Source organism: Vibrio tubiashii, from assembly GCF_028551255.1.
GTDB classification, from domain to species: Bacteria; Pseudomonadota; Gammaproteobacteria; order Enterobacterales; family Vibrionaceae; genus Vibrio; species Vibrio tubiashii_B.
In genome coordinates this window covers 2,074,527-2,099,942 of sequence record NZ_CP117029.1, presented here as the reverse complement: position 1 = coordinate 2,099,942, position 25,416 = coordinate 2,074,527, and the positions used below count along the sequence as shown (strand labels likewise).

Below are 25,416 nucleotides of genomic sequence, written 5' to 3'. Positions count from 1 at the left end.
TGAAAAGAGCCCCCTAAGCAGGGGGCTTTGTTTGTAAAATCGTTCCTAGCGAGTTAACTTAAAGTGAAATAGCTCGCTCGTTCCATCATCATTGTCACTCAGCAATACCCCTTTGATTTTATCGCTACTACTTTCAGTGATAGCAACGGTTTCCACCTTTGTGATAACTCGCAGACCATTTTTCATTACCGGTATGGTGGCTTCGATCAGGTCAAGTTTGCTGCCATGAACGCCGAGTTGATTTACAGGCACTGTGCCAACAAAGCTACCCAAAATATCTCCGTCGTTGTAAGCATCCCCCGTGGCTTCTATCGAAGCGGTAAAAACAAGTTGCTCAGCCTCAGGCCAATATTCCGCGCCTGATAATGTCGCTTCGTAACCCTGATAGACAGGGAGCTGAACATGGGTAACGGTAATCTCGTTGACGCTATCGGTTTGACCTTCTAGATATTGGACAAACTCATCGAGACGTAGACGGAAAATGACATTAGTGCCTGAGTTACCGCGATTGAGTACGAAAACGTACTTATCGGTACTTGCAAGCCCTTCAATGTTGAGCTTTTGCTTACCGCTAAAACCACTCTGCTTATAGAGCTGCTGGTAAAGAGGTCGTAAAGAACGTTCAATCTTGGTTTGTTGATCTTGGGTGATCAAAAATGCCCATTCACGTTTATGCGCTTTGCTTCCGGAACCTAAGATCACGAACGCAGGTTTACCATAAAAATCCACTTCATCCATGGCTTCAAAATCAGGCTTAACCTTCTTTACGATGCGACCGTTTTTGGCGATAGGGTAGTGCTTGATGAGCTGCTTGTCTTGAATGGTTAGATCAGCATCCAATTCAAAGAGGTAGGGAGAATCATCCCCAATCGCATAGACTTTGTTATTGCTAAATACCGCGCCTGAAGCGGAAGGAAACTCTTTATTTAATATAGGATAAGACACTTCAAGCTGCATGCCTTTAGCATGAAGAGGTGAGGAAATGATCAGTGAAAGTAATGTGGCAGAAAATAGTGATTTCAAAAGGATGGCCTTTATTGTTTTATATTAAACAATGTCTTTTACGCCAAGATTACGACAGAAATATGACAAAGACTAATTTTGCACTGAGGACTCTGTTCTAATCTGCTTTTCTACATCAATGATTTTTTGATACTCCCCCGACTTTATCAGTTGCTCAATACCTAACCGAAGCGCTTCTTTAAGTTTCTGGCTGCGGCTGAGGTTTTGCTTTGAGAACATCACATACATGTCATTTTCGATTATCGGTTTGGGATGAACTTTGAGCTGATTAATTTGCATGGCTGGAAGTAAATTGCCAAGCATATAGTATCCGCGTTCAAGCCCTGCGGGGTAGGCGTCGATTCGATGTTTGCCGAGTTTAATAAAATTCACATCATCAGAGTTTGATATCTCAAGCTTTACCCCGTTTGATTGCATTAAACGCGTTACTTCATATTCTTGAGTCGCACCGATTTGATATTTGTTGAGGTCAGCCATTTCTTGCCAGTCAAATTGGCTTTTTCTGTGATAAAAGAACACGACTTTCTGCACAAACAACGGTGATGAGAATAGGAATAAGGCTTCCCTTTCACTGTTCTTAAACCAAGGAAAAGTCCCGTCGTACTTATCCGTTTGTGCATAGCGGTAGGCGCGACTCCAAGGGTGATAGTCGATATTCACTTGATATCCTTGGGTCGCATAGGCGGCGCGAACTAGCGTTTCTGAGACTTTATAGTTGGGATTGTCTTGGCTACTGGTGTAGGGCTCCCAATCACCGACCACAAGGTTAACGGTTCGGTTAACAACCTCTGCGCTGCAAAACGATGAGTAACTCAACAACAGTAGTAACGCGACAAGCTTACCCATAGTGTTTACCTTGATAATTCCTACCTACAAATTTAGATGACAATTTGCTTAATAAGTAGTTTGAGACCTCAATATGACGGTTTTGTTTCATTACAAGCGGTTTGAGCCGCAGAGTTATGGCTTGGCTCCAAGTTTTTGTCATTGGATAGCGAAACAGTGATTGACCCTTCCCCTAGGGTAAGGTTTAGCATAAATGGGATTGTTCATTATTAGGTGCGTTATGACGTTCAGAGTCCGCCAAAAAATCTGGATTGTTGCGATCAGCATGTTTTCGATGCTGTTCTCGACGCTATCTAGTAGCGCGCCTTTAATGAGCTTTGAAATGATGGATGCAAGCTCAATGCATCATTCTCAAAGCGCATGCAATATGCCGATGAAATCCAATCTAGAAGAACATTCCCCGATGGTGATGGAGGAGTGTGAGTCCGAGCCTAGTCAGCACATGTGCTGCGACGTGATGTGCATGACAGTCTTTGCTTTGCTTAATTACTATCAGCCAGTCCACTCGACTTCTAGCCATCTTGCTCTTATTGTCCGAGACGATAGGAGTGTGCCGATCAACCAAACGTCCTCCCTGTATCGCCCCCCAATAGCGTAACTCGTTTTCTATTACTTCATCTCTTTACGATTTGTTCGTGAAGAGGCGCTTTTATGCCTTTTTAGGCACATAGAAACGGATTACTACGTGAAGACTAAACCAACCTGTCTGGCACTTACGCTAAGTGCAGCGTTGTGGTTTGCCCCGACTGCTGCATTGGCTGAGGCCGATTTAGCAGCGCAGCCACCTCGCGATTTACTGGCGCAGATGATTGATACTGCGTTAAATAATGATACCAATCGTAAACAGCTCTACGCCCAATCACTCGCAATGAGAGAAACGGGTATTGCTAACTCAACCTTAATGGACCCAAAACTGAAGGTGGGGTTTGGCGGTTTGCCAACCGAAAGCTTTAAGTTTGATGAAGACCCAATGACCAACATCTCGGTCGGTTTGATGCAGCAGTTTGAACGGGGCTCGACACTCGAACTGCAACGTAAGAAAGCGAACCAACAAGCAGATGGCGTGACACTGCAATTGCAATCGCGTGAACTAGAGGTTGCCAATGCGATGACTCAGTTGTGGTTAGAGCTGGGTTATTTGCAACAAGCTGAGCAGATTCTGCAAGAAAACAAACAGCTACTCGTCGAGCTACAGGGCTTTATTCAAACCAACTATTCAATTGGTAAGAGTGAATCTCAAGACTTACTCAATGCCCAGCTTCAAGTCAGCAAGCTTGATGAGCAACTGCAAGCCAACAGCCAAATGCAAACTCGATTGGTCTCTCAATTTTCTGAGTGGCTAGGCATTGGCTGGCTCAATCAACACAGTGATTTGCGAGCGAGCAATCAGCTAGATTGGCCCAGACTAGCGAATAAGCTAGATAGCAACGCAAACCAAACCGACCACTTCGAGTTACTTAAACGACATCCAATGGTGCAGATGATCGATGCTTCGATTGCAGTGAATGAAACTCAGGTCAACATCGCTGAACAAGCTTATACGCCTCAAGTTGGTGTTGAAGTGATGTATGCCTATCGACAGGCAAACAACATGATGGGCGAACCTGCCTCTGATCTTGTCAGCGCTTATCTGACAGTCGATGTTCCGATGTTTACGGGCAATCGACAAGACAGAAACTTAGCCGCCGCGCAGTATCAAGTTGGGGCGACTAAGTCTCTGAAAGACACTTTGCTAGCGCAGATGAATGCCAAAGTGAACGCGTTACTGGTTGATGAGCGTAATTTAAATCAACGACTTGAACGCTACCAAACCACCTTACTACCTCAAGCGCGAGCAAGAATTCTTGCCGTCGAACGTGGTTATCAAAATAACACCGCGCAGTTTAGCGACGTGATCGCCGCTACGAGAGATGACCTTGCTTTGCAATTAGAACAGCAACGCTTATTGACCGATCTAAACATCGTCAAGAGTAACTTAGCGACGCTATTTAGCGCTTTCGAGTTTCAGGTCTCGCTACCTGAAATCACTCAGTAGAACAATAAGGAATAATGATGAAAACATTTAAGGTAGCGATGATCGCACTATTGATTGGTGGTGGTATTGGTTTCGGTGTAAGTCAGCTCTTGCCTAGTCACTCGTTGATGAAAATGGCGGATGCTGCGGCTCCAAGTAAGGACTCAAATGAGCCCTTGTATTGGGTGGCACCGATGGACCCAAATTACCAACGCGATAAACCGGGTAAATCGCCGATGGGCATGGATCTTATCCCTGTCTATGCCGAGGATCTGGCTTCAGATGCCAACAAGCCGGGCACAGTGACGATAGACCCATCGGTAGAAAACAACCTCGGAGTGAAAACCGCGCCGGTTGAGAAGCAGCGCTTGTCACCGAGGATTGAAACCGTTGGTTACGTTGCGTTTGATGAAAGTCGTTTATGGCAAACCAATGTGCGTGTTGCCGGCTGGGTTGAAAAGCTCAATATCAATGCGGTAGGAGAAAAAGTCGCGAAGGGTGAAGTGTTATTTACGCTCTACTCTCCAGAGCTAATTAAAGCGCAAGAAGAGTTACTCAACGCTTATCGAACCGGTCGAAGTGGTTTGGTGACAGGGGCGACCGAGCGCTTGGTGACCTTAGGGGTCGATCGCACGCAAATTAAAGCAATCAAGAAGCGAGGTAAAGCGTCTCAATCTATCGAGATTAAAGCGCCGGCGGATGGCGTCATCGCGAGCTTGAATATTCGCGAAGGGGGGTACTTATCTCCAGCGCAAGCAGTGATCAGTGCAGGCCCGCTGGAAGAAGTCTGGGTTGATGCGGAAGTCTTTGAGCGCCAAGCCCATTGGATGCAAGCAGGCAGCATCGCAACGATGACACTTGACGCTATCCCTGATGGTCAATGGCAAGGGGAAGTGGACTATGTCTATCCCATTCTTGACCCGAGCACGCGTACTTTGCGGGTACGTCTGAAATTCCCTAACCCTAATGGCGAACTCAAACCGAATATGTTTGCCAATATTGCGCTGCAGCCCGTTACCCAAGAGTCGGTATTAACCATCCCTAAATCTGCCGTGATTCGTTCGGGAGGAATGACCCGCGTAGTACTTGCAGAAGGTGACGGAAAGTATCGTTCTGCGCGCATCAATGTGGGTCGAGAAGCAGGCGAGAGTGTCGAGGTACTTGAAGGACTGACCCTAGGGGAAAGTGTTGTGACATCGGCGCACTTTATGTTGGATTCAGAATCGAGCCAATCTGCCGATCTGTCGCGAATTAATGGCACAGAGCCGCCAGCTGAGACCGTCTGGGCTCAAGGTGAAATTGCCGATGTAATGGCAGGGCATCGAATGCTGACCATCAATCACCAAGCCGTTCCTGAGTGGCAATGGCCGGGGATGATGATGAACTTTACCGTAGCTGAGCCGCTCAACATGCAAGAGCTGAAATCGGGTCAAGCCATAGAATTTGAGATGCAAAAGACACCGGAAGGTCAGTATCAAATTGTTGATTACCGAGTCGGTGACAGTGTTGTCGCCAATGAGGTGTGGTTAAGCGGAGATATCACTATGCTAATGGCGGATTTCGGCATGATTACTTTACAACATTTACCTGTCGCGGAGTGGGATTGGCAGGCCGGAGAGATGAACTTTTCGGTGGGTGATGAAGTGGATTTATCTGGGTTTGAGGAAGGTCAGAAAGTTCGGTTTCTAGTTGAAAAGCAAGGGTCGGATTACCTACTTAAGCAAATCACGGTGAGTGAGGAGCCAGTATGATTAGCGCGATTATTCGATGGTCGATCAGTAATCGTTTCTTAGTACTGGTCGCGACTTTAGCTTTAACCTTGGGCGGCCTTTATAGCCTGAAAAACACCCCAGTAGACGCTATCCCCGATCTTTCTGATGTTCAGGTGATCATCAAAACCAGCTATCCCGGTCAAGCGCCTCAGGTGGTGGAGGATCAAGTCACCTACCCACTGACAACTGCCATGCTTGCGGTACCCGGTGCAGAAACGGTACGGGGTTATTCATTCTTTGGCGATTCATACGTCTATATCATTTTTAACGATGATACAGATATGTATTGGGCGCGTTCACGGGTGCTGGAGTATCTCAGCCAGGTGGCGCCCAATCTTCCTTCTGGAGCGAAACCCACGCTCGGGCCTGACGCTACGGGAGTGGGGTGGGTATACAGCTATGTGCTGCAGGACAAAGCAGGTCAACATGATCTGGCTGAGCTGCGTTCGCTGCAAGATTGGTTCTTGAAGTATGAGTTACAAACCGTTGATGGCGTGTCTGAGGTTGCGACTGTTGGCGGTATGGTCAAACAGTATCAAGTACAAATTGATCCGGCCAAACTTCGTGCTTACAACCTGACGCTGCAACAAGTCAATAAGGCGATTCAGCAAGGCAACCAAGAAACGGGTGCTTCAGTCATCGAAGTGGCGGAAGCGGAACACATGGTACGTACCACAGGTTACCTATCGAGTGTTGAAGATATTCAATCCTTACCACTTAAAGTGACAGACAAAGGGACGCCTTTGCTACTCGGTGACATCGCAGATATTAACCTAGGCCCTCAAATGCGCCGAGGTATCTCTGAGTTTAATGGAGAGGGTGAAGCGGTTGGTGGCGTGATCGTGATGCGATTTGGTGAAAACGCCAGTGAAGTGATCACTAATGTCAAAGCCAAACTCGCAGAACTTCAGCGAAGTTTGCCTCCTGGCGTTGAGATTAAAGCGACCTATGATCGCTCGACATTGATTGATTCGGCGGTAGAGAATTTATGGAAAAAACTGGCAGAAGAGTTCATCGTCGTTGCGATTGTTTGTGCCTTGTTCCTGTTCCACATCCGCTCGTCACTGGTGATTGCGCTGAGCTTACCTGTGGGGATTTTGTCAGCCTTCATTGTGATGCATTGGCAGGGCATTAACGCCAACATCATGTCGTTGGGCGGTATTGCGATTGCGATTGGTGCAATGGTCGATGGGGCGATCGTGATGATCGAAAATGTCCATAAGCACATCGAGCGTACGCCTCTCAATGATAACAACCGATGGGAAGTAATAGGTAAGGCTGCGCAAGAGGTGGGGGCACCACTGTTCTTCTCGCTGCTGATCATTACCTTGAGCTTTGTTCCTGTGTTTGCGCTAGAAGGTCAAGAAGGCAAGATGTTCTCACCACTTGCGTTCACCAAAACCTATGCGATGGCGGCTTCAGCAGGCTTAGCGATTACGCTTGTGCCTGTACTGATGGGCTATTTCATTCGTGGCAAAGTGCTGCCAGAGAGCAAAAACCCAGTAAACAAGGCGCTCATTGCGCTTTATCGTCCGCTACTCAACTTAAGCTTAACTTATCCTAAAGCCATGATTGTATTGGCATTAGGTCTGCTTGCCTCTGCTTACTATCCAATGAGCAAACTCGGCAGTGAATTCATTCCGCCTCTAGATGAAGGTGACTTGATGTATATGCCGACCACCTATCCGGGGATCTCTATTGGTAAAGCGCGTGAGCTATTACAACAGACCAACAAGTTAATTAAGTCTGTACCTGAGGTTGAGACGGTATGGGGCAAGATTGGTCGGGCAGAAACTGCCACTGACCCGGCGCCGCTGACCATGATCGAGACTGTGATTCAACTTAAACCCAAAGCGCAATGGCGCGAAGGGATAACAACGGAGTCATTACGTAAAGAGTTTGATCAACTGGTTCAATTCCCTGGTTTAACCAATGCATGGGTCATGCCGATCAAAACGCGTATCGACATGTTGGCGACGGGGATTAAGACACCGATAGGCATTAAGATCGCTGGGCCTGACCTTGAGGTGATAGAGCAAATCGGTGGCGAGCTTGAACCGCTTCTAAATCAAATCAGTGGAACGGCGTCAGTCTACGCTGAGCGTGTCGCTGGTGGTCGTTACGTGACGATTGATATTAAGCGTCGCTCTGCTGCTCGTTATGGACTCAATATTCAGGATGTCCAACAAGTTATCTCTACGGCGATTGGCGGAATGAATGTTGGCGAGACAATTGAAGGGTTAGAGCGTTACCCAATCAATGTTCGTTACCCACAAGACTACCGTGATTCGGTGGTGAAACTGAAAAACCTCCCACTAGTAACACCTAATGGTGCGCGCATCGCGTTGGCGGATGTGGCTGACATTCGTTATGAAGATGGCCCTCCGATGATCAAAACCGAGAATGCTCGTCCAAACGGCTGGGTGTTTGTTGATATTGATGGTCGCGATTTAGGCTCTTACGTTAACGAAGCGCAGGCCGTTGTCAGTGAACAGCTCCGGCTACCTGCGGGTTACTCGCTCACTTGGTCTGGTCAATATGAATATATGGAACGTGCTAAGCAGCGCTTGAGCGTAGTGGTGCCAATCACCATTGCCATTATTATGTTGCTGCTTTACTTCAGCTTCCGCCGAGTAGGAGAAGTATTGGTCATTATGTGTACTCTGCCACTGGCGATGGTGGGTGGACTCTGGCTAATGCACTACTTAGGGTACAACTTTTCTATCGCGGTTGGTGTGGGTTTTATTGCTCTTGCTGGGGTTGCGGTAGAGATAGGCGTCATCATGCTGGTTTACCTCAATCAAGCTTGGCACCAACGTAAACTCGACGCCGCGCAAAACCTGCATTCGCTACACAAAGATGATTTGACGGACGCCATTCGTGAAGGTGCCGGACTTAGGGTTCGTCCGGTGATGATGACAGTACTAACAGTCATTATAGGTTTAGTGCCAATTATGTACGGCGATGGAACTGGCTCTGAAGTCATGCAACGTATCGCAGCGCCGATGATTGGCGGCATGGCATCAGCGCTATTGCTGACTCTGCTGGTACTGCCTGCAATCTTCAAGCTGTGGAAGCAAAGAGAGCTTTCAAAGCTATCTAATGACAAACAACAGGCTTCAAATCAACAACTTGCAAATAAATAACTTCAATCGTAGGTGGCAATGTCATTGTTGCTGCCTACAACCTAATCGTAAGGATATAAAAGATGAAAAAGACATTCGCATTGATCACAACAGCCTTGGTTAGTTCATACGCTTTCGCTCAGATGGACCATTCGATGATGAATCATGGAGATATGGATCATGGTCAGATGATGGCAATGGATCACTCCAACATGGATCATTCAAACATGATGAATATGGAAGGCATGTCAGACGTTGGTATGCCTGCGACAGGCGCAAAACCTGACAAGGTCGTCCACGTTGTTCTCAGCGATGATATGACTATTCGTTTTAAGAAAGAGGTCAAGATTGAGCCTAATGATGTGGTCCAGTTTGTGGTGATGAATACAGGCAAGATAGATCATGAGTTTTCAATTGGGTCAGCAAAAGAGCAGCTCGAACACCGCGAGATGATGAAAACGATGGCGGGTCATGCTCATGATTCTGGCAGCACAGTGACTGTAGAACCAGGCAAAGCCAAACAGTTACTTTGGCATTTCCATGGTGACAATAAGGTGGAATTTGCCTGTAACATTCCGGGACACGCTGAAGCTGGCATGGTAAAAAGCGCCACTTTATAGACCCATTAGCGTAGCAAAAAACGGCCAATTTCAATTGGCCGTTTTTTATTGTCAATCTAGCACGACAAACTCATACAAACTTCATATGTATTATTTGATTTTACATCCTGTATTATCACCGGAACTTTATAATCTTGAGGTAGTCAGATGGCTACGCAAAACAATTTTTGGAAGTAAACTATGGCTAAACGTTGGCTTTTATCTGCTATCGGTGTCGCATTGCTAGGTGGCGGCGCGTATTTTTATCTGCAATCTTCTTCTGAGCCACAAGCCTTTCCTATGCTGGCAGTCGCAAAAGGAACCATTGAGAAACAGGCGGTTGCGGTAGGTAAAATCGTTCCGGCACACTCAGTTTCGATAAAGTCACAAATTGATGGGATTGTTGGAGAAATCTACGCGCAAGTGGGTGAGAAAGTAAAACAGGGACAGCCTCTGATCAAAGTACGCCCAAACCCAACACCTAAAGCCCTGACTGATGCCTCAACCGAATTAATGCGTAGCGAAGCGGACCTTGAGTCGGCAAAGCAAAAACTCGCCAACTTAGAGAGCTTGGTTAAGCAAGATATTATTCCACGTAATTACGATGAATATGTTACCGCGCGTTCGGTCGTTAAGTCAGCTAAAGCCAATGTGTTACAGAAACGCCAAAACCTTGAGCTGATCCGAAGTGGTGAGGCTTCAATAGGTAATGCTCGTTTAACCTCCACCATCTATGCTCCGATTGACGGCACTGTGCTGAATCGAAAAGTAGAAGTCGGTGAGCCAATTATTTCCACCGAATCTAGCCAAGCTGCGACCGAGATGATGTCACTGGCAGACATGAAAAGTCTGATTTTCAAAGGCAGTGTCAGTGAGCATGATGCGGCTCAGCTGTCACCGGGTATGCCTGTGATTCTTACGGTAGCGCCATACCCTGAAGTTGAAATCGAAGGTGTGCTGACTAAGGTGGCGATCCAGTCAGAAAACCTTAATTCTCCGGGTTCGACTACGGCCAAGAGTTTCGATAATGGCTTCGGGGTAGAAGTCGGTGAACTGAAAATTCCTCAAGATATAATGCTGCGTTCAGGGTTCTCTTCAACCGCACAAATCACGCTTAAAAAGTCGGAAAACGTACTGACGCTACCAGAGCGTGTACTTCAGTTTGAGGGTGATACACCCAATGTTCTGATTCCTGATAACTCGGAGCAAGGTTTCCATAAACAGAAAGTGAAATTAGGTCTTTCAGACGGCATAAATGTGGAAGTGCTCGATGGCGTTGAACTGGATGAAGAGATCATTGATAACAGCATGATGATGGGGGCTGCCCATGGCTAAGTTGCACCTATCTAAAATCAGTGTTGTGTTACTGGCAACAACCCTCAGTTTGCCGAGTTACGCGATATCTATTGAACAGGCATGGCAACAAGCAAAGCAGAGCGATCCTAATTACGAAAAAGCCAAGATAGGTGTTCAGTTAGGTGAAACGGGCATTTCATCCAGCCGTAGTTCGCTACTGCCTTCTTTAAGTGCCGATGCTTCTGCTAATTGGAACGAAACGACACACAAGACCAACAGCTATGGTGCCAACCTTTCCCAAACCATTTGGGATAGCAGCTTGTGGTCAGATTTAGACCGAGCAGAAGCAAACTTACTAAAAGCCCAATTAGAGCTGTCTCAAACACACAATGAATTGGCGCAAAAACTACTTACTAGTTATCTTGATATGGCCAGTGCTCAGGGGGACCTTGTATTGGCGCAAAACAAACTAGAAGAAGGGGCTAAGTTACTTAAGATCATCGAGAAACGATACAAAGCGGGCAAAGTGAAATCCATTGATGTGGAAGAAATTAGAGCCACTCAAGTTTCGGAAAAAGCTGCGATTCTCAAGGCTCAAGCTCAGTTACAAAGTAAAAAAGCAGAACTTGCCGCACTGATCAATCAGATGCCTGAAGAGGTAGACCAAGTCCGAACAGACTTGCTTGTTCAGCCACCAATGTTAGTCGATTCTCAAGAACAGTGGCTCAAGCTAGCCAAAGACAGTAGCCCAGAGTTATTGGTTGCCATGCAGAATGTGAAAGCGAGTGAATTTGCTAAAGACTCTGCTCAAGGGGGGTATTACCCGACGGTTAAAGGCAAGCTAGGCTACAGCGATGACGATAGACGCTCAAGCGGTGAATTCAATGCCAGGATTACACTCAGTGTGCCGATTGATCTTAATGGGGCGACGCGCGCTAAAGTTGATGAAGCATCGCTTAATATCTTAAGTGCCAAACAAGATTTGCGTCGAGTAGAAATAGATATCCAGAAACGCATCATACAGCGCTTTACTCAGGTTGATATCAACTGGAGTCAGGTATTGATGGCGGATGAACTGGTTGAATCACGAGCTAAGGTGCTGCGCAGTAAAGAGAAGCTCTATGATGCAGGCCTTCTTGAAGTGTCGGAAGTGATCAATGCGCACAACAGTCTGTTCGATGCAAAGAATAGCCTGCAAACCAACCTATATAACTACTGGCGTCAGAGAGTCGGACTACTGCAAACTGCTGGTAAGTTAGATGACAGCACTATGGCTTTGATTTCTCAGGCTTTTGATTCATGAGCAGTTTGTTACAGCAAACATGGCAAACCTTGATGGCACATAGGCTAAAAAGCATTTTAGCGATCATTGCCATTGCATGGGGAGTGATTTCTGTTGTTGTTTTGATTGCGCTCGGTGAAGGCTTCTATCGTCATCAAACTCAGTCATTGTCGTTTATGGTTAACAACGTGCAAATCGCTTTCCCTTCAAGTACCAGTAAGCCTTGGCACGGTATGCCCTCACGACGAAAAATTACTATTGAGCAAGACAAGGTCGATATGCTCAAACAGTCGGGTTTTGTCGCGCAAGCATCAACGGTGTACGCGAAGTGGGACGCCAGTGTAACCAACGTTAGAGGGCAGAAGTTATCTGGTTTTGTGAGTGGGATAGATCCGTCTTACTTTTCTTTAGTGCAGCGTAAGCTTGAATCTGGCTCGCGCAACATCTCGCCGAGTGATGTCATTAACCATACGCGAGTGGCTGTTCTCGGTGACCAAATTGCCAAAATGGGTAACATCAAGGTCGGCGAACAGGTCAAAGTCAACGGTATTCCTTTCTTGGTCATAGGTGTTATTAAGGATGAAGATGCGGGGATTTCCTTTGGTGATAGCCGCAAGGTCTTTGTTCCGCAAACCACTTATCTCGATTTGTGGGATGCTAAACCGTGGATGTTGTTACTCAAACCTATTGAAGGTATGGATAGCGCGTCTTTCAGGCAAAGTTTAGTGACCTTCTTTGCCAAACAACTGCATTTTGACCCGAGCGATAAAGAGGCGATAAATCTGCCCGACTTCAGTGAGGGCGGCGCATTGATTACTGGGATTTTCCGCGGTATTCAGATCTTCCTTGGCGCGAGCGGGGCAATGACGATGGCCGTTGGGGCATTAGGCGTGGCTAACATTATGTTCCTATCTGTGACGGAAAGAACACGCGAGATAGGGGTTCGATTGGCGATTGGTGCAACGCAAAATTCGATATTGGGTCAGTTCATTCTCGAAGGGTTAATCTTAGTTGCCGTTGGGACAGGGCTTGGGTTAACCATCTCTTACGCGCTTGTGTCTTTGTTAAGTACAGTAACTTTACCTGATTGGCTTGGCTCGCCAGTGATTACGCCAGATTCAATTGCTTGGTCACTGTTAGTAACGCTTGTTTTGGCTCTGCTAGCCTCATACTTCCCTGCGAGGAGAGCGTCACGCTTGACTCCGGTTATCGCTTTGAGCGCGAGGGCTTAATGATGCTGTTACCAATGAGACAAATCTTCCAAGAGATGGCAGCAGAAAAACTCAGGTTGGGTCTGACAATTTTAGCGGTCGCATGGGCGACACTTTGTATCGCAGCGATGTTATCTGTTGGTGAAGGGATCCGTCAGGGTGTATTGAGAACCGCGCAAAATGGCAACGGTAATCTCATCTATCTGACTGGTGGTATGGCTACTGTCGATTACGGCGCTTTTCATCAAGGAAAGTTCCTAACCCTTAAAGCGCAAGATGCCGACGTGGTTCGCGCGTTACCCGAGGTGAAAGGGGTTGTACCCACTGCAAGATGGAATGAGCGTATTAGTGCTGGTGATCGAGGCTCATGGCAAGAGCCGTTAGCGGTGACGACGGAATTTGCTTTGCTGACAAATTTGCAACCTTTAGCTGGTGGTCGCTGGCTCAACCCTCTCGATCAAAAAGAGATGCGTAAAGTCGTGGTTTTAGGTTACTCGTTAGCGGCTGATCTATTTAATCCTGTAGAAGACTTTAGTTGGTTCGCGGCAGTCACACTGCAAGTCAATCCGGTGGGGAAAAAGGTCAAGATTGGCAGTGAAGAGTTTACGGTTGTTGGGGTACTGAAAAAGAACAGCGCTGAAATTGAGCAGGGCGACCAAATCAATTACTCAAGCTTTGTTCCACTGGCAACTTGGCAGCGTTTTCACGCCAACGGTGAAATTGCAGGTATCAATGTCGAGCCAAAAGCGACTGCAGATAGAAAGGCGTTGGCAAAGACGATTCGCCAAGTGATAGCACGTAAGCATGGCGCAAGCGTCAATGATGAGCAGGTTGTACAAATCGAAGATATGTTCCTGCAACAGAAAAGCATGCAGCAGTTCCTAATTGGTTTGCAGAGTTTCCTTGGCATTATTGGTTTTGTCACGCTCGCTGTAGCGGGGGTAGGCATTGCCAACGTTATGTACGCGACAGTGAAACGCTCGACCCGTGATATCGGAGTGAGAATGGCGGTTGGAGCAACCCCGACCGCGATACGCTTGCACTATCTGGTGCAGTCACTCATGACCATGATGCTAGGGGGAGTGCTCGGTCTTGGTGTGACTTATGCGCTGGTATCCGCACTCAGTGCAATCAGCTTGGAAGGCAATGTGTTTTACGAGCAGCTAGGAAAACCGGTTCCTGAACTATCTTGGATTGTGGTGCTGGTGGTGATCACGACCTTAATCATTATTGGCGTTGCTTCAGCCTGGTTGCCAGCGAATCGAGCAGCGAAAGTCAGTCCGTTGGAGGCGTTACAAAGTGAGTAATAACAATTGTGGAGAGAAAATGTCACAGCAAGCGCTCGTCGAGCTGAACAATATCTGCAAATACTATTCGAGCGGAGAAGCGGAAGTTCGCGCGCTTGATGGCGTAGAGCTGACTATTAATCAAGGTGAGTTTCTATCTATTTTAGGTCCGTCTGGCTCGGGTAAATCGACCCTGATGAATATGCTTGGCTGTTTAGATAAGCCGACAGCAGGTGACTATCAGTTAGCGGGTCAGAATGTGGCGAACTTAAGTGCTAATGAGCTTGCGGGGATTCGCAATCAAAGAATAGGCTTTGTTTTTCAGAGCTTTAATTTGCTCGAATACGCGACAGCACTCGACAATGTGGCGTTGCCTCTTGTTTATTCGGGCGTGAAAGCCAAAGAACGCCGAAGACGAGCAGCAAAATTGCTTGAACAAGTGGGACTGGGTGATCGCCTTGATCACAAGCCCAACCAATTATCAGGTGGTCAAAAGCAGAGGGTGGCGATTGCCAGAGCCTTAGTCAATGATCCGCAAATTATTCTCGCCGATGAACCGACTGGGGCGTTAGACTCAAAATCGGGTGCAGAGATTGAAGCCCTGTTTAATCAGCTTCATGCCGAGGGACGAACATTCATCATCGTGACACACGATAATGCACTGGCAGAACGCACCAAACGCATTATCACGATTAAAGATGGCAAAGTAATTTCTGACCGAAAACCTATTGCACAAGTTGCATGAGTAAGCGAGCCATTTGGCTCGCTTTTTTAGTTCTCGTGAGGCGGAGACATAATGTGGTGATTGGCGTGCTCTTGATGAGCTTTGTGCCACTGTTCCAGTTTTTCCCGTGTCTGATGAGAAGAAGGTTGCTCTAAACAATGCTGGGTCACGCATTGATATTGGTTGGCAAGCTTTTCGCTCGCCTCCGTTGCTTGCTGAGAGACTGAACTTGTCTGCTTTAAGCGTTTCGCTTTGGCTTTGTCGAATACTGATGTCATCACTAACTCCTTAGCTAATCTTATAAACGTTAACTCGATTAAGAGCGCAGTCGGGTAGGTAGAGGGTATGATTATGTGCGTGAAGCAGGTATGGCATCCATAACTGGCCTTTACTTGGGTCGGCACCAAAGCCACTAAAACTATCAATGAATTGTCCCTGTTGGTCAAAGACCTTGATAGCTCGATTAACCAAATCAGATACAAACAACTTACCATGGTCAAAGTCTATACTGGTCGGTAGTAGGAAGTTGTCATTGTTCGTTCCGTAACCTTGCTGACCGAAACTGCCAACGTATTGATCATGACGATCGTAAATCACCACGCGATTGTTGTTTTGATCGGTTATGTACTTTTGACCATCCGGTGTAATCGTGATGTCGGTTGGTGTAAAAAATTCATTGTCACCATGGCCTTTTTCACCAAAGGTAGTGACTAAGCCAGCGATTCCTTGTTGATTGAGTCGCCAACGACTAATGCGATTATTGCCAGAATCAGCAATATAGATATCGCGGCTTATTGGATCGACGGCAACACCTTGAGGCTTGAATAACTGCCACTCTTGGTGACCCAAACCTCCAAAATAGCTAAAGGGTACTAGCTCGCCAATTAACTCATCATATTGATAAATCGTCACAATACCGCTGATGTAATTGCTTACAACCAATAAAGGTATGTCTGGGTTGAGCTGTCCGAGCAATGGCGACGAAGGAGTTAAAGAACAGATCCCAAGTGATCCGGGTAAAAGAGGCAAGCTGCCCGGTCTTGCTGCATCGGGTTGAGTGCTTTCTGTCGCTTGCAGTTGATAGTTACCGGCGTCAACCAGCCAAAGCAGTTGATTTGGGTCATCAAACTTATCGCCAAGGAATATTCGTACCCAGGTTTGTTGCCATTTTTGCGTCCACTCCATCTGGGTACTTAAGGTCATTGAGACCCATGAAGGCGCATCGATTTGGTGGATCGAGTTGAGCCACTTATCTTGCTGTTCAAAGTGGTTTTCCCACCATTCACTGATAATAGGGTAACGACTTTCGGAGTTGTTTGTTGGAACGGGAGATGTATCGCCAGCCACTGAGGTGACAAAGTGCAGCTGTCCCTTTTTATCGCGCTCATCGCCCAATTGATCAACCACTAATGTCGATATAGGCAGTTGAGGGGATAATTCTGACCAGTCAATCTGATGAATCTGCAAAGAAGCGAGAATGGGCTCGGTGATCAACAGGCGATTTTGGTCAAGTTTGGTGATTTGTATTGGTGAAAAGAAGCCGGTGAGATTACCTGAAAAATGGCCATCAATATCGTAAACAGACACCGAATACTGCTTGGCTCCCGGGATAAGGATTCGGTTATCAATGATTGAGACATCGCGAGCGAGATCGATACCATCTAGATAAGTTTTACCATTCGCGAATGGGACAGGATTTCCCTCCCAGTCACAGCGAACTACAGTCGCAAAGCCAGTATTCGCAATGTACAGATGACCGTCGAGATCGCAACTCAGTCCCTGAGGCCATAAAAAGTGAACTGGCTCTTTGGCTTCGATGACTGTGATGTCTCTTAACCATTTACCTTCCTCATTGAAAATCACTAACCGGCTTTCACCTTTTTCACCTTCGTAAAACTCATCAGCGACACACAGCTTACCCTGAAAGAAAGCTAATCCGTTTGGACCTTGTAAGTTGATGGGATCACCGCTGCCAAAGTTGCTGATTGAGTGGATGTTGAGCGCGTGATCGTATTCAAGGATATGGATACGTTTGTTGGCAATGTCGCTGACGTAAATCCAAGGTTTATCTGGATGGGGTAACAGGCGAAAGGGCATATTGAACTGCTGGCTGCCATTACCAACACTGCCAAAGCTAGCTAACAACTTGTCCATCTTTCTATCGAAGACGAGAACTCGATTGTGTGCGGTATCCGCCAACCATATTCGACCAAATTGGTCAACACAGTTGCCAACAGGGGTATTGAGCGAAACATTGCCTGCCGCACGACAGGGGAGGTTAGGTAAATGCGTTATCTGCTTACCAATATAGGTGTGATATGCGATTCCCATAATAAGCCTTTATGACGTTAATTTATATGTAATTAGATGTATAAATGTAGCAGGCTTAAATGACAGTTCCACGAAGTGTCATTGTTACATTTAGAATTGTGCGCGAGGTTAGGAACTGATTGATAATAAACGGCCTTCTGACTCAGAAAACCGTTTCTTTACGTTGAGAAATTTAGAAAGCGTAGTTAAGCTGAAGACCTGCTAACCAAGCGCTAGTGTTGACGGTAGAAACAACATTGAAAGGTTCTGGGTTAGCAAGAACCTGTGATTCATCAATCGTGGTTTGTTCACCTGTTAAGTAACCTAACGCTAAATCGACGCTGAGGTTTTCGGTTGCTGTATAAGTACCACCAAAGGTAAACCAATGTCTGTCAGTATCAGGAATCGACAGAGAATTGATTTGATCAACGGGTGACAAGTCATACATATAGCCCGCTCTTAGCTCGATAGAGCGATTCAGATAGTGAGTAACACCGACTGAAACATGTCCGGCATCTTGCCATTGGTAGTCTTTAATTGACGCTGAATAACTTTCCGAGGTTAAGCTATCAAATTCAGACCAAGCGACATACTGCAAGCTGTAGTGCGCTGCCCATTTAGGATTAAGTCGGTGATAACCGGAAAACTCAATGATATCGGGCAGTGGGATGTTAATTGAGTCTGTGACTCCTTGCCCCATCTGATCTACATGGCCGTTCGCAGTTAGCTCAGGGCTGTAGCGATAAGATAAACCAAAGCGGTTGTTCTCATCGAGGACATAAGCCACACCTAGATTAAACCCTAAACCAAATCCGTCGGCATCAATAGTAAGCAATGGCGCGTTGTTGTGCTTGCGCGCGATATCGCCCTCTCCATAGATGATGTCTAGACCGCCACCCACCGACCATGCGTCATCAATTTGGTAGCTGGCAGAAAAGCCCGCATTGATGCTACTTAAGTAGGTTTTGCCCCCAAAGATAGGCGCGTCAAACTCCTGTTCAAATTCGACGTCGGTACCAAAGTTTGAATGGATGGTAGCGCCAAGCGTCCAAGGGGTTCCTTCTAACGGAAACACCATATTGGCGTTAGGTAATAAGGTATTGTTGTCGAGAGTCGTGTCATCGAGCGATTGAGTGATTGTGTTTGGCGTCGTGTAACGCATATCACTAAACTCAACTTGGCTAGCAATATTGACTGCGCCCACTGATATCATCGGTTGGTCGATTAAGCTCATCGCCGCCGCGTTTTTTGATATCACAGCAGCGTTGTCTGCAATAATCGCGTCTCCAGCGAATGCACGACCTAAACCCGTCGCCGACTGAGCATTAAGTTGAAAGCCTGCGGCGTGGACTTGCGAGATAGAGACAAGACCAGCCGCGAGAATAATGTACTTTTTCATAATAAATCCTACCAATTAGTTGAAGTCACTGCTGTCGACAAAATAGTCATTTCTAAGCCTGACACGCTGATCGATAACCATGCTTGAAATGGCAAGTTGCTGAGCGGTCATTGCTTGCATGCCTTCAATAGTGATTTCTTGTTCAGGGACGCCTTCTTCGTTGACTGGCCCTTCATAAGGAAACAGGTAGGTGCCATGTCCACCTTTGGTTGCTCTTACTACCCCCCGGATTTCAGAAACTGGAACGTCATCAAGAATAGGGTCGAGCTTGAGAGCGCGGATAAGTGGTTCAGTTCCGGTCAATTGATTGTTTGGCGCTGAGTTTGGTACGACAGAGTCCGGGATATAGTCGACACCTACTTCACAGTCGTTTTTACAGGTACCGAACGCTTCAAGCAGCAGTGTAGGTTGTTGCTCTGAAACCTGACGGTGGACTTTGCCTGCTGGGTCGGCACTATCAATCGTTCTTTGAACACCTTTTTTAAGCAATGGCAGCACTGCTGCATAGATCTCTTCCTCTAGCATTGCGATGCTGTCTGGAAAGCTTGATGAATGGTCGTTAAGTGCATTAATGCAATCTTCGTTACTTACCCCTTCGTAGCAAAGGTTGGGAACCAAGGTCTCGGCGATAGCACGCTGAATATCAGGTGAGTCTTTGATTGCTCGCTCCATCTCAGGGCCTAAAAGCAATGAGTTAAGCGTTAAGTTAACCAACCCCTGCCCAGGGACAACAAAATTTGCCGTTTTGAGTTGTAAATCATCTCTACCTTGAGTCATTTCAGAAATCATCACAGAGACAATTCCCCCCAGAGATTGGCCGATTAGGCTAACTTCGCGCTGAGCTTGAGGATTTCCAAAATTTAATGCGTAACGTAACCCAGTAAAATCAGTGACCGCTTGGTGAAGGTTGCTTCTCAAAGTTAGGGGAGAAGTTATATTGATAAAGAAGGCTCTATTGGCATTTGCGCTAATCTCATTACCATTGTTATCTTTCACGATCTGTGAGCCGTGATAGGGCATATCAATTGCAAATACTACATAGCCTTTATTGGTGTAGTCTGCTGCCATCAAGCTAGTGGAAGATTTATCTCCACCTAATCCATGAACAAAAATTACTGCTTTATTATTCTTCATCATCCATTCGGCGGTAGTGTCTGAAGAAGGCGTGTGCTTTGGTTTTGGTAGATAGATATTTACCGGTAATTCCTTAGTTGCATCATGTATCTTAGGCGTAGGGTTGTTTCGAGTTAGATGGTGACCGTTAGTGGTATCTGCTGGCTCAATCCAACGGTACATAGCTTGGCAAGCATTTATTGGGTCATATTCGTCTAGCACACAGCCAGAGGGGTCGTTGTCGGCAGTTTGTTGGTCAAACGGGAGATACTGAGTGACTGTAAGAATCCCTTCTGCTTCGTCAAAATCATTATGTTTAGTGTTTAGGCTACCAAGTACTAGCTCAAGTTTGGCATTCTTGTTGCCTTCAATCATCTCATCAAGAGGAGAGTAAGCATCTTGGGTAGTAAAGGTTGCGGCATAGGCAATACCCGCGCTCGCCAGCGAGCGGTAATGGGTCACAGCGGGGTCAATTGAGTCTCGTTTTACGACTAGCTCAGAATCACTCAACTCTTCATTGGAGCTGTTCATTAGGCGAGTAAATTCGCTGCTCGCACTTAGAGGCAGGCCAGTTTCCGTTGTCACCCCGTTAGTCACAATCAGGTGATATCGAGTTGGCGTATCGAGATTTAGAGCTTCTCCACATTGAATAGAGAGACTTCGACCATCGTTAGTAACCTTGATGTCGAGAGGCGTTGGATCGCCTTCTTTAAACAACATCACAGTATCAGTTGCGCTGTTTGATTCTGTGATAATGCTTTGCGGATCAAGTGCAATAACCTGTTCAGAACCGACACTGCTAAGCGGAATCTCAATCGGTTCGACACATAAGCCCCAGCCGTCGACAGCAGCGAAACTGGTCTCGAAATTTTGGTAATAAGCGTCATATTCAGCGTTGGTTGAATATGCATTGGGTGAAGAAGGTTCACCCGGCAAAGAGATGGTCCCGTCAGCATCATATCCATAACCGTCATTCGGCATAGGAATGCTACTCAACGAAAAAGGTACTTCTACAGCGATATTATCAGAAGTGCTTTCCTCGCTCCCACATCCACTAAGTAGTGTGATAGCCGAAATAGCTAAAGATAGAGAATGAAATCCTCTCATAGGAGATACCCGTTTAGTTGCTCAAATTGACCTGATATATCGAGCGAACAAGGAGTTATTTACAAATGTTTAACACTAAAAAAATCTAAAGGCTTGTGGGAATGGTGATTTAGATAGTGTGTCTCAATGAGTTTTTGGGTAGAAATCTGTTGTGGGTATGCTTTGTTTTGGGGAGACGATCGCTTTTTAAGTGCACCTGAGTGACTAAGTTCACAGAACGTTGTTTTTACGGAGATAAATGTAGCTAACTGTTAGCTAGATTACATTACTTTTGTTAATTTTTCCGCACAATATCTAGCATAAGATGCTAAAAAATGGTTTCTTATTAGATAATTTGGCACTTCAGTCTACTGGTTGAGGGAAATGTAAGTTAATTAACTGACTATTTTGTCTTTACTGGTGTTTTTTACCATTTTGTTGAAGTAACCGTGGAATTATACGATTTTTTGCTACATTTTTATGGCAAATTACTTCAATGATTGATACTGTGTGCCGCAATCTTTGTACGGTTTTAGGTTTTTATGCTTAAAATTTGAGCTAAACAGATCTAAATCACTGTCCGTTCTAGTACTGTACAAAGAAGTCATGGATGCAAATGAAAAACTTGGAGTTTTACGCATGTATAAGAACAAAATCACACGCGCTCTATTTATAGGCGCGGGCCTTTCTTTAGCTTTAACTGGTTGTGGCGACAAACCAGAAGAAAAGCAAGCTGCACAGCCAGCACCTGCTCCTGAAGCTAAATCAGACTCTCAAAAAACAGAACTTGCTGACGTACAAGAAATTGTTCGTGGTAACGGCACTGAAGTTGCGACAATCGACCCGCACAAATCTCAAGGTGTACCAGAGTCTCACGTAATTCGTGATCTTCTAGAAGGCCTAGTGAACCAAGATGCTGACGGTAACACTATCCCTGGTGTTGCAGAGTCTTGGGAAACAACAGACAACAAAACGTTCACTTTCCACCTACGTAAAGACGCAAAGTGGTCTAACGGCGATCCTGTAACTGCTGGCGATTTCGTATACAGCTTCCAGCGCGCAGTTGATCCAAATACGGCTTCTCCATACTCTTGGTACATGGAATACACCAAGATGGCGAACGCGAAAGACATCATCGCAGGCAAGAAAGACAAGAGCGAGCTAGGTGTTAAAGCCGTTGATGACCATACTCTAGTTGTTGAACTAGACGCAGCTGTTCCTTACTTCGTAATGATGATGGGTCACACAACAGTGAAACCTGTTCATAAAGCGACAGTTGAGAAGTTCGGTGACCAGTGGACTAAGCCAGAAAACTTCGTTGGTAACGGTGCATTCGTTGTCGACAACTGGGTTGTTAACGAGCGCCTAGTACTTAAGCGTAACGAACAGTACTGGGACAACGCAAACACCAAGCTAAACAAAGTAACTTTCCTACCTATCGAGAACCAGGTAGCGGAAATGAACCGTTTTTTAGCAGGCGAAATCGATATCTCTTACGAACTACCTGTTGAGCACTTCAAGCGTCTTAAGAAAGAGCATCCAGAAGAAGTATCGGTTACAGGTAACCTATGTACTTACTACTACATCTTCAACACTAAGAAAGCGCCATTTGATGACGTTCGTGTACGTAAGGCGATCTCTTACGCAATCGACCGTAACATCGTTACTGACGCTATCCTAGCACAAGGTCAAAAACCAGCTTACTTCCTAACGCCTGAAATCACAGCTGGATTCAACCCAGAAATGCCTGCTTACGGTCAAATGACTCAAGCAGAGCGTGATGCAGAAGCGGCTCGTCTTCTAGAAGAAGCAGGTTTCGGTTCAGACAACCCACTTAAGTTTAACCTTCTTTACAACACATCTGAGAACCACAAGAAAGTTGCTGTAGCACTAGGTTCTATGTGGAAGAAGACACTTGGCCTAGACGTTACTCTAGAAAACCAAGAGTGGAAAACTTACCTATCTACTAAAGATTCAGGCGACTTCGAAGTGGCACGTGCCGGTTGGTGTGGTGACTACAACGAAGCATCTTCATTCCTAACTCTAATGAAGAGTAACAACACGACTGGCGGTATTCACTACGACAGCAAAGCTTACGACGAGATCATGACTAAAGCGATTGCTGCTCAGTCAGAAGAAGAGCGTCAAGCGCTGTACCTAGAAGCTGAGAAGCTACTAGCGAAAGACATGCCTATCGCACCTATCTACCAGTACGTGAAATCACGTCTACTGTCTCCTAAGGTTGGTGGCTTCCCAGCAAACAACCCAGAAGAGAAGATCTACTCTAAAGATCTATACATCATCAAGTAAATCTTGAACTGATAGAACTATAAAAATATTGGCCTGCATGTGAGAAATTACATGCAGTGCCTTTATACAATCTAAATTCGTAGAAATTTGATTGATTCTTAATTTTTAATTGTCACAGACTGAAAGAGTGAGTTTATGCTTAAATTCATCGCGAAAAGGATATTTGAGGCGATCCCAACCATGTTGGTTTTGATCACCGTATCTTTCTTTCTTATGCGCTTCGCACCGGGTAACCCATTCTCAAGCGAGCGTCCATTACCGCCAGAAGTTATGGCGAACATCGAAGCTAAATACGGGCTTGATAAGCCAGTATTTGAGCAATACACGACTTATCTAACAAACGTTATTCAAGGTGATTTTGGTCCTTCATTTAAGTACCTAGATTACTCTGTAAACGAACTGATTTCTGTTGCACTACCAGTATCGGCAAAAGTTGGTTTTATCGCGTTTATCTTTACGGTCATCATGGGGGTCACGGTTGGTACGATTGCTGCCTTAAAGCAAAATACCTGGGTTGACTACACCATAATGTCCACCGCCATGTTAGGTGTTGTAATGCCATCGTTTGTATTGGCACCGGCACTGATCTATCTCTTCTCGCTGCATTGGAACCTATTCCCAGCGGGTGGTTGGCATGACGGTAGTTTGAAATACCTAGTACTGCCAGTGATTGGTATGTCACTACTCTACGTCGCGACTTTTGCACGTATCACTCGTGGTTCGATGATCGAAACATTAAACAGTAACTTTATTCGTACCGCTCGTGCGAAAGGTCTAAGTTACCGTTACATCATCATCAAGCACGCACTTAAACCAGCGCTTCTTCCTGTTGTTTCATACATGGGCCCTGCGTTCGTAGGTATCATCACAGGTTCAGTTGTTATCGAAACCATCTTCGGTCTACCAGGTATTGGTAAGCTATTCGTTAACGCTGCATTTAACCGTGACTACTCGCTAGTAATGGGTGTAACCATCTTGATTGGTTTCCTATTCATTCTATTCAATGCGATTGTAGATATCCTACTTGCAATGATTGACCCGAAAATTCGCTACTAACAGGGACGTTTGGTTATGTTAACGAAAAAAGAAAACCTAGAAGCGATTGAAAAGTTCTCTGAAAACTTAGAGATCGAAGGTCGCAGTCTGTGGCAAGACGCTCGTATCCGCTTTATGCGTAACAAAGCGGCGATGGTGAGCTTGTTTATCCTATTCTTAATGACGCTTGCGGTAATCGTTTTACCGACTATTGCGCCATACACTTACGATGATACTGACTGGTACGCGATGCACGTTGGTCCAAACGCAGAGCATTGGTTTGGTACTGATAGTTTAGGTCGTGACCTTTACGTTCGTACCTTAATTGGTGGCCGAATCTCTCTGATGGTCGGCGTAATGGGTGCGTTTGTAGCGGTATTGATTGGTACGCTTTACGGTGCAGCTTCTGGCTTCATCGGCGGTAAAGTAGACCGAATCATGATGCGTATCCTTGAGATCCTTTACGCAGTACCGTTTATGTTCCTAGTTATCGTACTAGTAACCTTCTTCGGTCGTAACATCATTCTTATCTTCGTTGCTATCGGTGCGATTGCATGGCTAGATATGGCACGTATTGTACGTGGTCAGACACTTAGCTTACGCAGTAAAGAGTTCATCGAAGCAGCGCACGTTTGTGGTGTGAGCAAGTGGAAAATCATCACTCGTCACATCGTGCCAAACGTACTGGGTATTGTAGCGGTTTACTCAACGCTTCTAATCCCAAGCATGATTTTGACTGAATCATTCCTATCATTCCTTGGTCTTGGTGTTCAGGAGCCGATGACAAGTTGGGGTGCGCTTCTTCAAGAAGGTGCACAGACAATGGAAGTAGCAATCTGGCAGCTTACATTCCCAGCAATATTCATGGTTGTGACTCTCTTCTGTTTCAACTATGTCGGTGACGGCCTGCGCGATGCGCTGGATCCAAAAGACAGATAATCAAAAAGCAATAAATTACAAAATCTATAAAAAAGATTAAGGAAGC

19 protein-coding genes are annotated in these 25,416 nt (G+C 45.9%); 13 read left to right on the top strand and 6 right to left on the bottom strand.

Annotated features, from left to right (window positions below; all coding sequences use genetic code 11):
* Positions 1-45 precede the first annotated feature (45 nt).
* Both LYZ37_RS09500 and LYZ37_RS09495 read right to left on the bottom strand, forming a co-directional pair.
* Positions 46-1,023, bottom strand: a complete 978-nt coding sequence (locus LYZ37_RS09500; RefSeq protein WP_272785318.1) for a DUF6929 family protein — start codon at positions 1,021-1,023, stop codon at positions 46-48.
* A gap of 72 nt (positions 1,024-1,095) precedes the next feature.
* Positions 1,096-1,869, bottom strand: a complete 774-nt coding sequence (locus tag LYZ37_RS09495; protein ID WP_272785317.1) for a substrate-binding periplasmic protein — start codon at positions 1,867-1,869, stop codon at positions 1,096-1,098.
* Positions 1,870-2,089: 220 nt separating this feature from the next.
* On the opposite strand from LYZ37_RS09495, the gene LYZ37_RS09490 reads away from it, so the two are divergent.
* The 10 genes from LYZ37_RS09490 to LYZ37_RS09445 all read left to right on the top strand — a co-directional run bounded on the left by LYZ37_RS09490 (position 2,090) and on the right by LYZ37_RS09445 (position 15,199).
* Positions 2,090-2,467 carry a hypothetical protein gene (locus tag LYZ37_RS09490; RefSeq protein WP_272785316.1) on the top strand — a complete coding sequence of 126 codons (378 nt, stop codon included), beginning with the start codon at positions 2,090-2,092 and terminating at the stop codon, positions 2,465-2,467.
* 87 nt (positions 2,468-2,554) lie between these two features.
* Complete coding sequence (locus tag LYZ37_RS09485) at positions 2,555-3,904, top strand: TolC family protein (RefSeq protein WP_420794619.1); 1,350 nt, start codon at positions 2,555-2,557, stop codon at positions 3,902-3,904.
* Between the two features lie 17 nt (positions 3,905-3,921).
* A complete protein-coding gene (locus LYZ37_RS09480; RefSeq protein WP_272785315.1) occupies positions 3,922-5,634 on the top strand; it encodes an efflux RND transporter periplasmic adaptor subunit in 1,713 nt (570 codons plus the stop codon).
* On the top strand, positions 5,631-8,801 hold the full coding sequence (locus tag LYZ37_RS09475; protein ID WP_272785314.1) for an efflux RND transporter permease subunit: 3,171 nt from the start codon (positions 5,631-5,633) through the stop codon (positions 8,799-8,801). The genes LYZ37_RS09480 and LYZ37_RS09475 overlap by 4 nt, the downstream gene beginning before the upstream one ends.
* 62 nt (positions 8,802-8,863) lie before the next feature.
* Complete coding sequence (copI, locus tag LYZ37_RS09470; protein ID WP_272785313.1) at positions 8,864-9,400, top strand: copper-resistant cuproprotein CopI; 537 nt, start codon at positions 8,864-8,866, stop codon at positions 9,398-9,400.
* A 180-nt stretch (positions 9,401-9,580) separates the two neighbouring features.
* Positions 9,581-10,714, top strand: coding sequence for an efflux RND transporter periplasmic adaptor subunit (locus LYZ37_RS09465; protein WP_272785312.1), 1,134 nt, complete (start codon positions 9,581-9,583; stop codon positions 10,712-10,714).
* Complete coding sequence (locus LYZ37_RS09460) at positions 10,707-11,978, top strand: TolC family protein (RefSeq protein ID WP_272785310.1); 1,272 nt, start codon at positions 10,707-10,709, stop codon at positions 11,976-11,978. Before LYZ37_RS09465 ends, LYZ37_RS09460 begins: the two co-directional genes overlap by 8 nt.
* Entirely contained in the window at positions 11,975-13,189 is a 1,215-nt protein-coding gene (locus LYZ37_RS09455; RefSeq protein WP_272785309.1) for an ABC transporter permease, read from the top strand. The genes LYZ37_RS09460 and LYZ37_RS09455 overlap by 4 nt, the downstream gene beginning before the upstream one ends.
* Before the next feature lie 2 nt (positions 13,190-13,191).
* Positions 13,192-14,475 carry an ABC transporter permease gene (locus LYZ37_RS09450; RefSeq protein WP_272787164.1) on the top strand — a complete coding sequence of 428 codons (1,284 nt, stop codon included), beginning with the start codon at positions 13,192-13,194 and terminating at the stop codon, positions 14,473-14,475.
* Positions 14,476-14,494: 19 nt separating this feature from the next.
* Positions 14,495-15,199 (top strand): ABC transporter ATP-binding protein, encoded by a 705-nt coding sequence (locus LYZ37_RS09445; protein ID WP_272787163.1) that lies wholly within the window; start codon positions 14,495-14,497, stop codon positions 15,197-15,199.
* Positions 15,200-15,225: 26 nt separating this feature from the next.
* Here LYZ37_RS09445 and LYZ37_RS09440 read toward each other — a convergent pair whose 3' ends face one another.
* From LYZ37_RS09440 to LYZ37_RS09425, 4 genes are all read right to left on the bottom strand, one after another.
* A complete protein-coding gene (locus tag LYZ37_RS09440) occupies positions 15,226-15,456 on the bottom strand; it encodes a hypothetical protein (RefSeq protein ID WP_272785308.1) in 231 nt (76 codons plus the stop codon).
* Positions 15,457-15,466: 10 nt separating this feature from the next.
* Positions 15,467-17,509 carry an NHL repeat-containing protein gene (locus LYZ37_RS09435; protein ID WP_272785307.1) on the bottom strand — a complete coding sequence of 681 codons (2,043 nt, stop codon included), beginning with the start codon at positions 17,507-17,509 and terminating at the stop codon, positions 15,467-15,469.
* Between the two features lie 172 nt (positions 17,510-17,681).
* Positions 17,682-18,890 (bottom strand): outer membrane protein transport protein, encoded by a 1,209-nt coding sequence (locus LYZ37_RS09430; RefSeq protein ID WP_420794629.1) that lies wholly within the window; start codon positions 18,888-18,890, stop codon positions 17,682-17,684.
* 12 nt (positions 18,891-18,902) lie between these two features.
* The gene (locus LYZ37_RS09425; RefSeq protein ID WP_272785305.1) at positions 18,903-21,107 is read right to left on the bottom strand and encodes a lipase; all 2,205 of its coding nucleotides are present in this window, start codon (positions 21,105-21,107) and stop codon (positions 18,903-18,905) included.
* Between the two features lie 618 nt (positions 21,108-21,725).
* Between LYZ37_RS09425 and LYZ37_RS09420 the strand changes: the two genes are divergently transcribed.
* The 3 genes from LYZ37_RS09420 (at position 21,726) to oppC (ending at position 25,370) form a co-directional block, all read left to right on the top strand.
* Entirely contained in the window at positions 21,726-23,396 is a 1,671-nt protein-coding gene (locus LYZ37_RS09420) for an ABC transporter substrate-binding protein (protein ID WP_004747466.1), read from the top strand.
* Between the two features lie 135 nt (positions 23,397-23,531).
* Positions 23,532-24,452 (top strand): oligopeptide ABC transporter permease OppB, encoded by a 921-nt coding sequence (gene oppB / locus LYZ37_RS09415; RefSeq protein ID WP_171321180.1) that lies wholly within the window; start codon positions 23,532-23,534, stop codon positions 24,450-24,452.
* A 15-nt stretch (positions 24,453-24,467) separates the two neighbouring features.
* A complete protein-coding gene (gene oppC, locus LYZ37_RS09410; RefSeq protein WP_272785303.1) occupies positions 24,468-25,370 on the top strand; it encodes an oligopeptide ABC transporter permease OppC in 903 nt (300 codons plus the stop codon).
* Positions 25,371-25,416 lie beyond the last annotated feature (46 nt).

Excerpts from the sequence above, each read along its gene's own strand:
- LYZ37_RS09495 (WP_272785317.1), bottom strand. The coding sequence starts at position 1,869 with ATGGGTAAGCTTGTCGCGTTACTACTGTTGTTGAGTTACTCATCGTTT.
- LYZ37_RS09490 (WP_272785316.1), top strand. The coding sequence starts at position 2,090 with ATGACGTTCAGAGTCCGCCAAAAAATCTGGATTGTTGCGATCAGCATG.
- LYZ37_RS09480 (WP_272785315.1), top strand. The coding sequence starts at position 3,922 with ATGAAAACATTTAAGGTAGCGATGATCGCACTATTGATTGGTGGTGGT.
- LYZ37_RS09475 (WP_272785314.1), top strand. The coding sequence starts at position 5,631 with ATGATTAGCGCGATTATTCGATGGTCGATCAGTAATCGTTTCTTAGTA.
- copI (WP_272785313.1), top strand. The coding sequence starts at position 8,864 with ATGAAAAAGACATTCGCATTGATCACAACAGCCTTGGTTAGTTCATAC.
- LYZ37_RS09465 (WP_272785312.1), top strand. The coding sequence starts at position 9,581 with ATGGCTAAACGTTGGCTTTTATCTGCTATCGGTGTCGCATTGCTAGGT.
- LYZ37_RS09460 (WP_272785310.1), top strand. The coding sequence starts at position 10,707 with ATGGCTAAGTTGCACCTATCTAAAATCAGTGTTGTGTTACTGGCAACA.
- LYZ37_RS09455 (WP_272785309.1), top strand. The coding sequence starts at position 11,975 with ATGAGCAGTTTGTTACAGCAAACATGGCAAACCTTGATGGCACATAGG.
- LYZ37_RS09450 (WP_272787164.1), top strand. The coding sequence starts at position 13,192 with ATGCTGTTACCAATGAGACAAATCTTCCAAGAGATGGCAGCAGAAAAA.
- LYZ37_RS09445 (WP_272787163.1), top strand. The coding sequence starts at position 14,495 with ATGTCACAGCAAGCGCTCGTCGAGCTGAACAATATCTGCAAATACTAT.
- LYZ37_RS09440 (WP_272785308.1), bottom strand. The coding sequence starts at position 15,456 with ATGACATCAGTATTCGACAAAGCCAAAGCGAAACGCTTAAAGCAGACA.
- LYZ37_RS09435 (WP_272785307.1), bottom strand. The coding sequence starts at position 17,509 with ATGGGAATCGCATATCACACCTATATTGGTAAGCAGATAACGCATTTA.
- LYZ37_RS09425 (WP_272785305.1), bottom strand. The coding sequence starts at position 21,107 with ATGAGAGGATTTCATTCTCTATCTTTAGCTATTTCGGCTATCACACTA.
- LYZ37_RS09420 (WP_004747466.1), top strand. The coding sequence starts at position 21,726 with ATGTATAAGAACAAAATCACACGCGCTCTATTTATAGGCGCGGGCCTT.
- oppB (WP_171321180.1), top strand. The coding sequence starts at position 23,532 with ATGCTTAAATTCATCGCGAAAAGGATATTTGAGGCGATCCCAACCATG.
- oppC (WP_272785303.1), top strand. The coding sequence starts at position 24,468 with ATGTTAACGAAAAAAGAAAACCTAGAAGCGATTGAAAAGTTCTCTGAA.